The following is a 13,732-nucleotide window of genomic DNA, read 5'->3' as shown; positions in this document are numbered from 1 at the left end:
ACTTTCATGAATACGCAAGGCCTGAGCAATCATCTGGGCTGTCCAGCCCTCGGAAGCTAAAAGAACGGCCTTGATACGGTCGCGTACCCGTCCATCACGAGTCGTATCATGCATTAATTCGAGGGCGCGTTTTTGGTCTGACGTCAGATGAATTTTCATGGGCATCAACATGATCTAATTTAAGTAAAAAATCAAGCATCTTCAATTACGATGGGTATATATTATTATTCAAGGCAGTTCCCCAATCTTTGCTTCTACAACCACTCCGATAATATGCACATGGTTATTCAGGGGAATCATATTATATTGAGTGTTCAATGGTTTTAAAAAGGTATCATATCCTTCAGTGATCAATTGCTTGAAAGTGGGCTCTTTTTCACCATCAAGTTTTGCTACGACCAAGTTATTGGTTGTAGGTTTTACTTCTGGGTCAACTAAAATGATCATGCCTTGTGGTACGCTTAATCCATTTGGCGACACCATCGAATCTCCTTTGACTTCCAACCAAAAAGCACGTTGTGAACATTCGATAGAAGTTTCATATCTCTTTTCGATGCCGTTTGTATGATATTTAGGCGTTGGCTCTTCGCACCAATGATCTACATTTATCCATTCGAGTAGTGGATATTGTTTTTGAGGATTTGGATGAGCTGAAAACGTAGCACTATCTCCATAAAGAACGGCTACGAGTTTCCTTGCCTGTTTATCCAGTGATGGGCTGAAATCTGCAATTTTGACGTCCAATTTTTGGGCAAAATAGGTTGCCATCTCCAAATTAAGGGCATTGATGCCATTGAGATAGTGTGAAATCGCACTTTGAGTCTTGCCAATTTCTTCTGCAAGTATTTCTTGAGAGATGCCAAGTTGTTTTTTCTTAGACTCAAAGAGTGCTTTTAAGCGTGCGGCATCTGCAAGCTGTTCTGCTGTGAGTTTCTTTTTCATGAACTCATTTTAATACCAATGCTATTGAAATGATAAATACTAAAAGTATTGAAATATTTAGTACTTTAGATATTATTTTGAAATAGACAGGAGGAACGGTATGGAAAAAATTCCATTATCAGAATATGTAAAATTAAATGGCCAGGCTAAAACAGCACTTTTGGTTGGTGTTCATCAAACGGCGATCAGTAAGGCATTGCGATCTGGTCGTAAAATATTTTTGATTCGTCAAGAAGATGGAACCTATAAAGCGGAAGAATGCCGCCCATTTCCGAGTCAAAAGCAGGCTGCACTACGGGAGAAAAAAATATCAAAAGTATAATTAATTCGTCTAAATTATAGGTTGGGCTTAGTTATTTCGCTGATTTTATTAAGCTGTTTTTTGTGTATATTGCTCAGGAGAGAACATGAATTCTAACATTCGTCATTATTTCAGAGTGATAGGGAGTATTCTTGATATCATGCCAGCAAACGATTATCGCGATACTTTAGATATTGACTCGACCAGTGTAGATTTAATTGAGGATCAGGTGGCTTCTTGCTGTTCATCCTTCCCATCCCCTGATGCGTTAAAAAACTATGAGGCAATTCTACCTGGTTGTGCAGAAAGAATATTTTCTTTCAGAGAAAAAGAGCAAGCTTTTCGCCATGAAAAACAGAAAAAAGCAGTTGATGGCTTGATAAACCGGGACAAAAGAGGGCAATGGATGGGCTTTTCTATCACTATGTTCATCTTAATTATTGCGACTGTTTTTGCATTAAAAGGAGAAATGTTATTTGCTGGTACTTTAATCACTGTCGATTTGGTAGGATTGGTTGCCGTTTTTGTTATTGGACGAAGAGCAAATATCAAATGATTTCAAGATAATATGATAATTTATTTAGAAAGCATGTAATTATTTTTATTTGCCATTTTTTATGTTTGTTACTTTTATTCAAACTTATATTTGAGGTTCTTATTCTATATCAATAAAACTGCTGGGATATTCATCGACAAATATAAAAAAAATTGTATGATAGGAGCGTATTTATGCACTTAAGATAAATTAGCGTTTTATAGAGAGTTAATATGGATATTAAAACACTATGTGATTTATACCAATCAGGAAAAAAGCTGAAATATCTTTTTTTCTGGGGGCATAAAACCAATCATGCCAACCACATAACCAAGTCTTGTTTAAGCCAGTGGTATCCAGTTCAATTTACTGTTAATGATGTAAAATATGCAAGTGCAGAGCACCATATGATGGCAGGAAAGGCTCGCTTGTTTAATGATCTCGACACCCTGGAAAAAATTATCAATGCTAAAAATCCAGGTGCAGCGAAAGCATATGGTCGAGAAATACGTGGTTTTAACCAATCGATTTGGGATGAGCATCGTTTGAAAATAGTGATTGAGGGTAATCTGGCAAAATTTTCCCAGAATAAACCACTGGCAGAATTTTTATTAAATACTGGGGATAAGATATTAGTTGAGGCTAGTCCTGTTGACCGTATCTGGGGGATCGGGCTGGCAGAAGATTCGCCCAATATACAGAATCCCCTGACGTGGGATGGCCTGAATTTATTAGGATTTGCGTTGATGGCTGTCCGTGAAAAATTAAAAGCATAAGATAAACGGCAGAGCCCAACTGGATGGGCTCTATCGCCTTATATCTTTCATGCTATTTTTTTCCTTTAATTTCAGTTAAATGGCACTTGCTCTCTTAGACATTCTCTCATTGACTGTTGTGTTGTAATTTTATATCTAACTAATAATTATAATTTAATCAATCTATTCTGTTATAGAAAAATAAATCAATAGTTATTACTCTGTATTTAATGAGTATCTTTCATTTTATCTTCTTTTTTCTTTGTAAAATAATACTGCCAGGGAGTTATGATATCGATAGAACAACCTAGTCCATTTCCTGTTAACATGAAACGTCTCATTTATATAACTAGAGGAACTTGATTTTGTTTAATTCAGTTTTATTTCCTGTGATTAAAAGACCTGAAGCGGGAATGCAGTTGATATTTCTACACCATGCCGGAGGTTCTTGTTTTTCTTATGTGGAATTGGCTCGCAAATTGCCGGAATTTATTGAGGTCTATTGTCTTGAGCTTGCAGGAAGAGGAACACGTGCTTCTGTGTCTTTTCAAACAAATGCTGAAAGTGTACTGGCCGATATCCTTGCTTCGATAAAGCATTTGAGGTTAGGAGAGGATAAGCCTTTACTTTTATTCGGACACAGTATGGGAGCAGAACTTGCCTATCAACTTGCTCATAGGCTTGAAAATGAGGCGCCTGAAAGAAAGTTAGCTCTTGTTATTTCAGCCCGGGGCTGTGCTGAACCTGCGGATTTGAAAAATAAGTCACATGAGGAATATTCTGATAATTATGTATTGAACATACTTGAACAATGCGGGGGAACGCCTTCAGACGTCTTAGTTAACCCTGAATTACGTAGCTACTTAATTGAAATAATGAGGAATGATCTGATTTTACTGGATTCTTTGTCTAAATTTCCCAAAGTAAAACTAAATGCTCAAATTTACGTAATAGGAGGCCATCAAGATAAAAGAGTGCCTGTTTCCCGATTAGCGGAATGGGAGCGGGTACTGCCTGCACCAATAAAGCAACAGATTTTTACGGGAGGGCATTTTTACTTGTTTAATAATGATGAAGTGATCTCTTGGCTTGAAAAACAAGCCAAAGAGCTGGTAAGGCAAAATTAGGCTTGTTATTTCTGATATTGTCTTAGGGTTAATGTTTAATGGATTAATATTATTAATTTATCCGGTGATGCCAAACAAGGAAGTGGTCACAATGTCAAGGTTAAAACAGTCAATTTATTAGTCAGGTTTATCGCTTTGAATATCAGTGTGTTTGGTACACTTTCTTTTGGGAATATATTGACCAATTTGTCTTGTTTTAAAATTGTAAAAGGAATAATACTGACTTATATCAGACACAATTTCTTAATAATAAGCTGTTTTATCTCTATTAATGGATGAATTTTTCAGTAAGGTAAGGTTAATGATAATAGCAACGGCGAGCAGTCACGATTTGTTTACTGGCAAAAAAATAATTATTGTTCATGGATATACCGCATCACCTTCATCACATTGGTTTTCTTGGTTAAAGGAAACGTTGACTGAACAAGGTGCAGAAGTGAGTGTACCTGCGATGCCTGAATCATCAGCACCCCAACCTGAAGCATGGGCTGATATGTTGATGGATATCGTGCCAATGGCAGGTAAAGATACGATTTTTATTGGTCATAGTCTCGGTTGTATCACTATATTGCGGCATTTGGAGGCGATAAGAGCGATATCCCCTTATATTGGTGGATATATTTTGGTTTCTGGATTTGATTCTCCTCAAGCCACTTTACCAGAGTTGAATTCTTTTACTGTCGAGCCATTGGATTATGCTTTTTTACGTGGAATGACAGAACACCGTGTTTCGATCATTTCTTCTAATGATGAAATTGTTTCACCGCAGTCATCCCATGCTTTGGCTCATTCGTTGCAGACTAAAGTTATTAATGTTGATAATGGTGGTCATTTTCTTGATAGAGATGGTTTCACTCGCCTGTTACCGGTTTATGATGCTCTAAAAATCATGGTATCAGATTCAGAATAGAAAGGTGATGTTTTCCTGAATCTCCAGTTTATTAGGTTTAATCTGGGGGTTAGGTGTTTGTGCATATTAAATATAAAAGACCAATGAGTTATTTTAAATAGAGAAGGGTGATTATAGAGTTTGACTATGATTTAAAACAGAGACAATATGAAAATATGTTTTTGGAGAAATGGTGTTCTTATTGAATTTAATTTTTGTTGTCTTAGCGGCTTATGTGGAAATAAAAATATATCTTATATAAGGAGTCAATTATGGCACCAACGCACTCATCCTCTGTTTCCAATGCTAATAATACTGATTTAATTAATGTGGGTTTTGAATATAAGGTAGGAAAATACACATCTAAAGATTTTAAATCTGATTGGGGAATCTCACCTACTTCATCATCTGGACTTAATCAAGGTCGGTTAAATATTGTTATTGATCCACAAGATGATCGGAACAAAGTACTAGAATTGACTTATCTTGCCAATACGGTTGGTTCTAAGGCCGGAACTTCATTCAATGCACCAATAAAAGGTAAGCATGAAGCATTATGGTTGCAATATAATGTAATGTTCAGTAAGGATTTTATGTGGGTTAAAGGTGGAAAATTGCCGGGTTTGTCTGGCGGAGATCATCCTTCAGGATGCGTCGATAATGATAGTTTTGATGGTTTTAGTAGTCGCTTAATGTGGAGAAAAGAAGGGGAATTATTTGGTTATCTTTATTATCCAGAAAAAGAATCCCGGTGTGGTGATTACGTGAAATTAAATACCTCTTTAAAGAAAGGAGTTTGGTATACACTGACACAATATGTCAAGCTGAATAGTATCGGTAAACGTGATGGTATCTATATACAATATGTTGATAATAAGGAAGTGTTAAGACTGAATGATATTAAATTGAGAAATGAGAATAATGTTTTTATTGATGCGATAAAATGGAGTTCATTTTTTGGTGGCTCTACGTTGGATTGGGCACCACCAGTAGAACAATATGCTTATTTTGATAATTTTATTGTTAGCCTTGAAAAACCTAATAATGTTGGATAAGGCAATAAATAAAAAGATGCAAAATAAGTTTTATATTCTGTCAATGCGTAAAAATAGGCTTATATTTTTTGGCTCACATGCCAGAGTATGTGAGCTATTTAACGAATTGAAGGCATCGATTTGGCAATTCGCACTGGTACAATGCCGGATTCCAGTTTGATAGCCAGACTCATTTTGAATTCACACTGGGTGATTGCCTGTTCTCTTGATTATCTGGAAAAACATCTTTAACCACAGTCTGCGGAAGATCTTCTCAACCATAATTGCCTGACCTATACCCATCAAGAAAGTGGTATTAGGTGGGTTTGGTATTGTGATGGTTCCGCGTGTCATTTTTAGATATAGTCTATTGAAATTTCATGCCTAATTGATGTGAGGTATACGCTGTTTTATCTTAAATGATTTTATATCTGGCTGATTTTTATTGATTTAATCTTTTTCGCTCAATGCAATTAAGGCATTGCCGATTTATATGATTTCTAGTTGTTAAAAAATCACAGCGTAGGAGCTTAGGAAAAGTTGTGATTATAATGGCATTGTTACGAAGAATTAACCTTTCAGCTACATTTCTTATTCTATAAAAATTGTTACCTGAGGATTCTATGCCCTTATTTTTCAGCATTGCTCCGATTGTCCTGTTGATTTGGATGATGACCAAACGTAAAGGTATTCCATCCCACATTGCTTTATCCCTGACAGCGATAATTGTTTATTTCATACAATTATTTTGGTTTGAAGCTCAACCTATCTTGTTGAATGCCAATATTATTACAGCGTTGGTCTCTGTTTTTACACCTATTACGATTATTTTAGGTGCAATTTTGCTGAACAAATTGATGCAAGTCAGTGGCGCTGAAGATGTTGTACGCAATTGGCTGGAAAATATCACTCCTAACCCTGTTGCTCAATTAATGATTATTGGTTGGGCTTTCGCTTTTATGATTGAAGGAGCCAGCGGTTTTGGCACTCCGGCTGCGATTGCTGCCCCCATATTGGTCGGTTTGGGGTTTAATCCATTGCGGGTTGCCTTGCTGGCTTTGGTGATGAACTCTGTACCTGTTTCTTTCGGAGCGGTAGGGACACCAACTTGGTTCGGTTTTGCCAATCTGGGGCTGACTGATGATAATTTGTTTGAAATCAGTAAATTGACCGCACTTATTCATTTTGTTGCCGGTTTTATTATCCCGTTGTTGGCACTACGATTTATTGTATCGTGGCAAGAAATTCGTCAAAACATCCTGTTTATCTTCTTAAGTATCCTGAGTTGTACAGTACCTTATCTGTTGCTGGCTCAGGTTAATTATGAATTTCCGGCCTTAGTCGGCGGAGCTATTGGGTTGGCTCTGTCGGTATTACTGGCTCGCATGGGTATCGGTATAAGACGCTACGAAAGAAAAAGTTTCGGGCAGGCTGTGCCTTTTAACAAGGTTGTCAAAGCCATGATGCCGACTTTGTTATTAATTATGATCCTGATTATTACCCGTATTCACCAATTAGGTATCAAAACATTGCTGAATAATGCTGAGGCCAATTGGCAATTTCATTTAGGTTGGTTTGGTGATTTAAGTATCAGTAAATCTTTAATTGTAAGTTGGCAACACGTGTTGGGAACATCTGCTTCCGCCAGTTATAAGACGTTATATGTACCGGCAATTATCCCGTTTCTGTTGGTGGTATTAGTATGTATTCCTCTTTTTCGACTTAATCGCCATCAGGTCAGGCAGATGTTCTGTGAAACAGGTTCACGTATTTTTAAGCCATTTATTGCGTTGTTTGGTGCATTAGTGATGGTCAATATGATGATGTTAGGGAATGAAAATGCACCTGTCATTATTATCGGTAAAGCATTGGCCACAATGACTGGGGAGAGTTGGCTTCTGTTCTCTTCATTTCTGGGAGCATTGGGTTCATTTTTCTCAGGTTCTAATACGGTTTCTAATCTGACATTTGGCGGGATTCAGCATTCCATTGCGTTGAGCAATGGGATGAATGTCAATTTGATGTTGGCACTGCAATCTGTCGGCGGTGCTATGGGCAACATGATTTGTTTAAACAATATCATTGCTGTTTGCTCTATTTTGGGGATAGCGAATGCAGAAGGCCAGATTATGAAAAAGACGATTTTACCCATGTTGGTCTATGGGGGAATTGCGGCTGTAATGGCTATGATTCTGGCATCTTAAAAAATGTGCGAATAACTTTTTAACATTAAGGTACATATTATGATTATTTCCGCTTCAACTGACTATCGGGCTGCAGCACAGGATAAGTTACCGCCTTTTCTGTTCCATTATATTGATGGTGGAGCCTATGCAGAGCATACCCTTAAACGTAATACCACTGATTTGTCCGATATTGAATTACGCCAGCGAGTATTGAAAGACATGTCTGAATTAAGTCTGGAAACCAGCTTATTCGGGGAAAAGATGTCAATGCCGGTGGCGCTTGCTCCTGTGGGATTAACGGGGATGTATGCACGTCGTGGTGAAGTACAAGCTGCACGTGCTGCGGCAAAAAAAGGAATTCCATTTACTTTATCAACGGTATCAGTATGTCCGATTGAAGAAGTTGCACCTGCAATTGATCGTCCGATATGGTTTCAGCTCTATGTTCTGAAAGATCGTGGTTTTATGCGCAATGTGTTGGAACGGGCGCAGGCCGCGGGAGTCAAGAATCTGGTTTTTACTGTGGATATGCCTGTTCCTGGCGCACGTTATCGTGATGCCCACTCTGGAATGAGTGGCCCGAATGCAGCGATGCGCCGTGTTTTGCAGGCAATGACTCATCCTCAGTGGGCATGGGATGTAGGGTTATGGGGTAAACCACATGATCTGGGTAATATCTCTGTGTATCGTGGCCAACCGATTAAATTAGAAGATTATATGGGTTGGTTGGGAAGTAATTTTGATCCTTCAATTTCGTGGAAAGATTTGGAGTGGATCCGTGATTTCTGGAAAGGGCCAATGATTATCAAAGGTATTCTCGATCCAGAAGATGCTAAAGATGCCGTGCGTTTTGGTGCAGATGGCATTGTGGTTTCCAATCATGGTGGACGCCAACTTGATGGTGTTTTGTCAACGGCGCGTGCTTTACCTGCGATTGCAGATGCAGTCAAAAATGACATTACCATTCTTGCTGACTCCGGTATTCGTACTGGATTGGATGTGGTAAGAATGATTGCTCAGGGGGCTGATAGTGTTCTTCTGGGGCGTGCTTTTGTTTATGCGTTGGCGGCGGCTGGTGAAGCTGGTGTTTCCAATTTGCTGGATCTGATTGATAAAGAGATGCGGGTAGCGATGACTTTAACGGGAGCCAGATCAATCCGGGAGGTTAATTCCGATTTGTTGGTTCATCATCAAGGTTAATGGCAAATTTCTGCCATTATTGGTCAGCAGAGGTTATTCTGCTGGCCGTATTTAATTAATCCTTTAAATACCAATAGGGCGATATCCCTGCCATTCAGGTTTATCTGGTTGACCGCGAGGATTTTCAGTCAAGTGGATATAATAGCTACTGACTTGTTTGAGAAGTAGACAGTCATCAACATCTTTCAGGTTATCTTTATGTTGTTGACCGTAGCCGGACAATAAACTTTCTTTGGCTTTTTCCTTCGCTTCTTCTGCTGAGCGAGCGACAAAGAACCCAAACTCATGAGCTTCTGCGAGTGAATCTTTTTGGTAACCCCCCATATTTACAAAGTAGAGTCGCATTTCTCCATGATATTCATTATGACTAATTGCGATGTTATAACCATCCACCCACGTTAAGGGCATATAACCATCCAGATGAAGTTTGTCTTTGTCACCAAACCAAACTTCGCGCAATAGAGGATACGCTTCTTCTATTTTTTCCACTGCTACAAATTGGACATCATGAACTTCGATATTAGATTTTCCAGCATTTCCACCAAGATAAAACATGTATAATTGAGGCATTTTCTTTCCTACTTATATTTTTCCTGCTAATAGCTTCATCTATTGTGCTTTTATGCCAACTTTATTTTGTCAGAAATAAGGTGTTACACATTCTCAAGCAATATTTCACCATGTGAAAAGAGTTTCGCTTTACCTGTCAGATAAACACGATCACCATCTATTTTGCATAACATTTCACCGCCTCGTTCGGATAATTGACGGGCGCGCAGCTCATTTTTATTGAGTCGTTTTGCCCAGAAAGGAGCGAGCACACAATGGCTGGAACCTGTGACCGGATCTTCATTAACACCTTTAGCTGGTGCAAAAAAACGTGAAACAAAATCGGTGGATGAATCACCGAGGGCGGTAATGATAAGTCCAGGTAAAGGAAAGGATGCAATTTTATCAAAATCAGGTTGGGTATTAATGACTTGTTCTGCGGAACCTAAAACACAGACGTAGCGATCATGTGAGACGAACACTTCAGAAACCTTTTGCCCCAAAACATCCTGCATAACAGGGATAAGAGTTTTTTCTTCATAACAATCAATGGCAGGGAAATCCAGTGTAAAAATATCATCCTTATGAGAGACGCGAAGCTCACCGGAAAGGCTCTTGAAGGTGAGCAGCTCATCTTGATTGTTGCGGTATTTTATAAGAACAAATGCAGTTGCCAGTGTTGCATGTCCACATAAACTTACTTCGATTTTCGGTGTAAACCAACGTAGATGGTTTCCTACCAGAAAAGCGGTTTCTGGCAGGCCAATTTCAGCAGCGATGGAAATCAATGTTTCATCTGTTGGCCACTTATCTAACAAAACAACAGCAGCAGGATTACCGGAAAACGATTTTTCTGTGAAGGCATCGACATGATAAATAGGGAATGAATACATCAGAATCTCATTTATTTTTTGTTGTGAGAAGTAGAACACAGAATGTTGAAAATACAATAAGTTGTAAAGAGTTATTTAAGGTGGTTGCAAAACACACAAAGATTCTGGTATTGACCTTAGGGGGTAATAGCTATTAAATAATAATTCTTTGTTATAGTTCCAATAAGGGAAGATATGAAAACCAAAGGACTCCATTGCCTATTTTTTCTTTTGTCAGTGTGTTGTTCTCAGGCTCTGGCATTAGATTTAAGCTACAAAAGCGATATACCTGCGGATAACAAGCCTTCAGAAGAGTATCTGAAAAAGAGAAGTGGGTTAGATCACGGGAGTTGGAATACAGAGAAGCTGGCTAAGGATAACGCCTTGGCTGAGAAACGGGAAGATGAACTTAAGGAATATAATAGTAAATTCGAACAAAAAAACAGCCTAGCATTTTCTTATGATTGGGATGATAAGCAGTTTAAGACGAATCCCCATATGAAAAATACCTACTCTATGCCGCATTTCCACGAGCAGATTAAACGTCGGTGCTACAGAGAAACCAGACAGAAGCTAGAGAAAGAGCATGGAAATGGATATTCCTATGCTGATATTTCTGATGCCTGCGGTTATTAATCGTACTATCTGCATTCATAGTAGAGCAGGGCATGCGTAAAACAAGGCTAAATTCATCTCTGAAACTGCATACCAAAACGATGTAGTAGCGTGCAAGGATGCTGGAGAATAGCGAAAGGATTCGCAAATTTAATGGCAATTATTGTTAAACAGCTTTGAGTTATTGAGTTTTTCTGTGTATCTATTATCTTGCGTCGATATTGAACATCTGCCGTTGCCATTTAAGGCATTTCTTATAATTGAAAACAGAAAGTATATACAAAGAACAACACCTTGAATGCGTGACCTTTTTTGTAATGGCGATGGTTTTTATCATTTATTGATTCCGCGGTAGTAATAATAGTGTATTTCATCAGTGAGTCATTAAAGAATATTTCTCAGGTATTCTGGGCATTGTATGCAGGGATTAATGTTGAATGCAGAGTAATTTAATTGCTTATTGCTTATTGCTTATTGCTTCAAAGAGAATAAACCGCCACCGAATACCCCCAGCTTAGAAAGGGAGATGCAGTGACGGTTTAACCAAAATTTAAACTAATTAATGGATTAGTTTATCGTAATGATGCCATCTCAGGACTTTGCTTCTGCCTCATGCAGGCTGCTCATCAAACGACGGATAGGTACGATAAGAACAAGTAAAATCGCGGAACAAATTACCAACGACAGTGAAACGTTGGAGAATAGCTGAGGCAGGCTATCCAGTTTGTCTGCACGCACATTGCCACCAATTAAGCCGGCAGCGAGGTTACCCAATGCACTGGCACAGAACCATAATCCCATGACTTGTCCCCGCATGCGGGAAGGGGCTAATACTGTCATTGTTGCCAGCCCGATTGGGCTAAGGCAAAGTTCACCAAGAGTCAGAAAGAGAACACTGAAAACGATCCATAATGGTGAAACTGCACCACCCGTCGCCAGTACGTTTTGGGCGGCGAACATCATGATTGCAAAACCACCGGCAGCAAGCAGCATACCAATTAAAAATTTGCCAATACTGCTTGGGTTCATGTTGCGTCTTGCCAGCGCAGGCCATAACCAACTAAAGATTGGAGCTAGCAAGATAATATACAGTGGATTGATTGACTGGAACCAAACAGCCGGAATCTCATAACCCTGAACGACGCGGTCAGTGTAGTCATTAGCAAATAAGTTAAATGATGTTGGTTTTTGCTCGAATGCTGACCAGAATAAAGCGGCTGAAACGAGCAGGATGAAACAGATGAACAGGCGGATTTTCTCATTGCGGTCTAGTCCTGCAAACAGGAATAAATAGGCAAAATAGAGAATAACACTGGACGAGATGACATAAACCAACGCATTGGCAACCTTAACGGGGTTAAATGGAATAGCTCCCGCAATTACTAATGCAACAATCACAGAAACTGTTATTGCAATTGCGCAGATCCACTTACCAACATGTTTGCGTTTTACCATTGGGTGATCCCAACTGGAATCCAAACCGGCTTCTTTATCGTAACGACGCATCAGAGGAACAGTATAAAAACGAAAAATCAGCAGGGCGGCCAGCATACCTAATCCACCGACACCAAAACCCCAATGCCAGCCATAGTCTTTCACCAGCCAGCCAGTGATTAATGTCGCGATGAAGGAACCTAAATTAATGCCCATGTAAAACAGGGAGAAACCACCGTCACGACGGGGATCATCTTTTTTATACAGGGTTCCTACTATAACGGTGACACACGTCTTGAACAGGCCCGTACCAAGCGTAATGAGCAGCAACCCAATAAAGAACAGGTTGTTACTCCAAACAGCGGATAGGGCGATAGAGAGATGCCCCAAAGCGATAATAATCGAACCATACCAAACAGCGAGCCGTTGACCTAGCCAGTTGTCAGCTAACCAGCCACCGGGTAGTGATGTCAGGTAAATACTGCCCGCAAAGATCCCGACAATCGCTGATGCTTGATCACGAGGAATGCCCATACCACCATCAAATATGGCCGCAGACATAAACAAAATCAGAAGAGGGCGGATACCATAGAACGAAAATCGTTCCCACATTTCTGTCATAAAGAGGGCACTAAGCGGATAAGGATGCCCAAAAAAAGTTCTATTTTTTCCGTTGTTGATTGAAGATTGCATCTAATAATTCTTCCTAAAAATCCATCTTTATGATGGTGATGTTTTACAAGTCAAAATGAAAAGGTTGCTTTATAACCATGCCAAACAAAATTATTAACATATTTTTATAAAGCTTCTTACTTAATTGTTGTTGTATTTTTAACATGTTCTTTGCTTTTTTCATTAACAAGGAGCACATTTTCTACTTTATATTCCATTTATTAGAACGAAAGTCGATAAGAATCTCAGTTTTAGAATTTAATAGCAGGTATGTAATGGGGATTATTGACTTAGATATTTTTTATTAGCAAAAATATTTTTTGTTAAACCACTTATAAAACAAGGGATTAATTTTTAACTAATGCAAATGGTGATATTTTTGCGTGTTATGATATGAACTTGGGTTTTAAACAGGCAGAGATTACATAAAGACAGTGAGTTTCTCTCTGTTTCAGTCGGGATGATTGTAAAAGGCCAAATTATTTTAAGTATAAAAATCTATGGTCACCCCCGTTTTTGCAACACTGATTTTGATTTATGATGGGCTTGCTTAAATCTATCCGGCGTCACTATGGGCAAGGATGCCCGCGCCTCGATGAGTTCCGCACCTGATATTCCTAA

Annotated in this window: 14 protein-coding genes and 1 pseudogene; 10 read left to right on the top strand and 5 right to left on the bottom strand. The window is 38.9% G+C overall.

Going from position 1 to position 13,732, the window contains the following annotated elements; all coding sequences use genetic code 11:
- Both Xenpb_RS18100 and Xenpb_RS18095 read right to left on the bottom strand, forming a co-directional pair.
- The coding region (locus Xenpb_RS18100) for a helix-turn-helix domain-containing protein (protein ID WP_187655559.1) at positions 1 to 159 on the bottom strand (159 nt) is incomplete at its 3' end.
- 69 nt (positions 160 to 228) lie between these two features.
- On the bottom strand, positions 229 to 942 hold the full coding sequence (locus Xenpb_RS18095) for a LexA family transcriptional regulator (RefSeq protein WP_187655558.1): 714 nt from the start codon (positions 940 to 942) through the stop codon (positions 229 to 231).
- A gap of 100 nt (positions 943 to 1,042) precedes the next feature.
- On the opposite strand from Xenpb_RS18095, the gene Xenpb_RS18090 reads away from it, so the two are divergent.
- The 9 genes and pseudogenes from Xenpb_RS18090 to lldD all read left to right on the top strand — a co-directional run bounded on the left by Xenpb_RS18090 (position 1,043) and on the right by lldD (position 8,969).
- On the top strand, positions 1,043 to 1,264 hold the full coding sequence (locus tag Xenpb_RS18090; RefSeq protein ID WP_187655557.1) for a Cro/CI family transcriptional regulator: 222 nt from the start codon (positions 1,043 to 1,045) through the stop codon (positions 1,262 to 1,264).
- Between the two features lie 85 nt (positions 1,265 to 1,349).
- Positions 1,350 to 1,799 (top strand): DUF2335 domain-containing protein, encoded by a 450-nt coding sequence (locus tag Xenpb_RS18085; RefSeq protein WP_187655556.1) that lies wholly within the window; start codon positions 1,350 to 1,352, stop codon positions 1,797 to 1,799.
- Positions 1,800 to 2,011: 212 nt separating this feature from the next.
- Positions 2,012 to 2,554 (top strand): NADAR family protein, encoded by a 543-nt coding sequence (locus tag Xenpb_RS18080; RefSeq protein ID WP_187655555.1) that lies wholly within the window; start codon positions 2,012 to 2,014, stop codon positions 2,552 to 2,554.
- Between the two features lie 344 nt (positions 2,555 to 2,898).
- The gene (locus Xenpb_RS18075) at positions 2,899 to 3,660 is read left to right on the top strand and encodes a thioesterase II family protein (protein WP_187655554.1); all 762 of its coding nucleotides are present in this window, start codon (positions 2,899 to 2,901) and stop codon (positions 3,658 to 3,660) included.
- Between the two features lie 301 nt (positions 3,661 to 3,961).
- Complete coding sequence (locus Xenpb_RS18070; RefSeq protein WP_187655553.1) at positions 3,962 to 4,570, top strand: alpha/beta hydrolase; 609 nt, start codon at positions 3,962 to 3,964, stop codon at positions 4,568 to 4,570.
- Between the two features lie 251 nt (positions 4,571 to 4,821).
- Positions 4,822 to 5,604 carry a polysaccharide lyase gene (locus tag Xenpb_RS18065; protein WP_187655552.1) on the top strand — a complete coding sequence of 261 codons (783 nt, stop codon included), beginning with the start codon at positions 4,822 to 4,824 and terminating at the stop codon, positions 5,602 to 5,604.
- 108 nt (positions 5,605 to 5,712) lie between these two features.
- A pseudogene (locus tag Xenpb_RS20570) lies at positions 5,713 to 5,898 on the top strand (LysR substrate-binding domain-containing protein); the annotation flags it as partial.
- Between the two features lie 308 nt (positions 5,899 to 6,206).
- Positions 6,207 to 7,787, top strand: coding sequence for an L-lactate permease (locus Xenpb_RS18055; protein WP_187655551.1), 1,581 nt, complete (start codon positions 6,207 to 6,209; stop codon positions 7,785 to 7,787).
- A gap of 39 nt (positions 7,788 to 7,826) precedes the next feature.
- On the top strand, positions 7,827 to 8,969 hold the full coding sequence (lldD, locus tag Xenpb_RS18050; protein ID WP_187655550.1) for an FMN-dependent L-lactate dehydrogenase LldD: 1,143 nt from the start codon (positions 7,827 to 7,829) through the stop codon (positions 8,967 to 8,969).
- Between the two features lie 63 nt (positions 8,970 to 9,032).
- On the opposite strand, the gene Xenpb_RS18045 is transcribed toward lldD, so the two are convergent.
- Positions 9,033 to 9,539: a DUF1543 domain-containing protein gene (locus tag Xenpb_RS18045; RefSeq protein WP_187655549.1), complete on the bottom strand. Its 507-nt coding sequence runs from the start codon at positions 9,537 to 9,539 to the stop codon at positions 9,033 to 9,035.
- Positions 9,540 to 9,622: 83 nt separating this feature from the next.
- On the bottom strand, positions 9,623 to 10,411 hold the full coding sequence (locus Xenpb_RS18040) for a PhzF family phenazine biosynthesis protein (protein WP_187655548.1): 789 nt from the start codon (positions 10,409 to 10,411) through the stop codon (positions 9,623 to 9,625).
- Positions 10,412 to 10,585: 174 nt separating this feature from the next.
- Between Xenpb_RS18040 and Xenpb_RS18035 the strand changes: the two genes are divergently transcribed.
- Positions 10,586 to 11,026 carry a hypothetical protein gene (locus Xenpb_RS18035; protein WP_187655547.1) on the top strand — a complete coding sequence of 147 codons (441 nt, stop codon included), beginning with the start codon at positions 10,586 to 10,588 and terminating at the stop codon, positions 11,024 to 11,026.
- A 570-nt stretch (positions 11,027 to 11,596) separates the two neighbouring features.
- On the opposite strand, the gene Xenpb_RS18030 is transcribed toward Xenpb_RS18035, so the two are convergent.
- Positions 11,597 to 13,132, bottom strand: coding sequence for a peptide MFS transporter (locus Xenpb_RS18030; protein ID WP_187655546.1), 1,536 nt, complete (start codon positions 13,130 to 13,132; stop codon positions 11,597 to 11,599).
- Between the last annotated feature and the right edge of the window lie 600 nt (positions 13,133 to 13,732).

The organism is Xenorhabdus sp. PB62.4 (assembly GCF_014467285.1).
Taxonomy (GTDB): Bacteria; Pseudomonadota; Gammaproteobacteria; order Enterobacterales; family Enterobacteriaceae; genus Xenorhabdus.
Note: the sequence above shows the minus strand (reverse complement) of the source record. Positions and strands in the feature narration are given on the sequence as shown.

Coding starts and splice junctions, on each gene's coding strand:
- Xenpb_RS18095 (WP_187655558.1), bottom strand. CDS start 942: ATGAAAAAGAAACTCACAGCAGAACAGCTTGCAGATGCCGCACGCTTA.
- Xenpb_RS18090 (WP_187655557.1), top strand. CDS start 1,043: ATGGAAAAAATTCCATTATCAGAATATGTAAAATTAAATGGCCAGGCT.
- Xenpb_RS18085 (WP_187655556.1), top strand. CDS start 1,350: ATGAATTCTAACATTCGTCATTATTTCAGAGTGATAGGGAGTATTCTT.
- Xenpb_RS18080 (WP_187655555.1), top strand. CDS start 2,012: ATGGATATTAAAACACTATGTGATTTATACCAATCAGGAAAAAAGCTG.
- Xenpb_RS18070 (WP_187655553.1), top strand. CDS start 3,962: ATGATAATAGCAACGGCGAGCAGTCACGATTTGTTTACTGGCAAAAAA.
- Xenpb_RS18065 (WP_187655552.1), top strand. CDS start 4,822: ATGGCACCAACGCACTCATCCTCTGTTTCCAATGCTAATAATACTGAT.
- Xenpb_RS18055 (WP_187655551.1), top strand. CDS start 6,207: ATGCCCTTATTTTTCAGCATTGCTCCGATTGTCCTGTTGATTTGGATG.
- lldD (WP_187655550.1), top strand. CDS start 7,827: ATGATTATTTCCGCTTCAACTGACTATCGGGCTGCAGCACAGGATAAG.
- Xenpb_RS18045 (WP_187655549.1), bottom strand. CDS start 9,539: ATGCCTCAATTATACATGTTTTATCTTGGTGGAAATGCTGGAAAATCT.
- Xenpb_RS18040 (WP_187655548.1), bottom strand. CDS start 10,411: ATGTATTCATTCCCTATTTATCATGTCGATGCCTTCACAGAAAAATCG.
- Xenpb_RS18035 (WP_187655547.1), top strand. CDS start 10,586: ATGAAAACCAAAGGACTCCATTGCCTATTTTTTCTTTTGTCAGTGTGT.
- Xenpb_RS18030 (WP_187655546.1), bottom strand. CDS start 13,132: ATGCAATCTTCAATCAACAACGGAAAAAATAGAACTTTTTTTGGGCAT.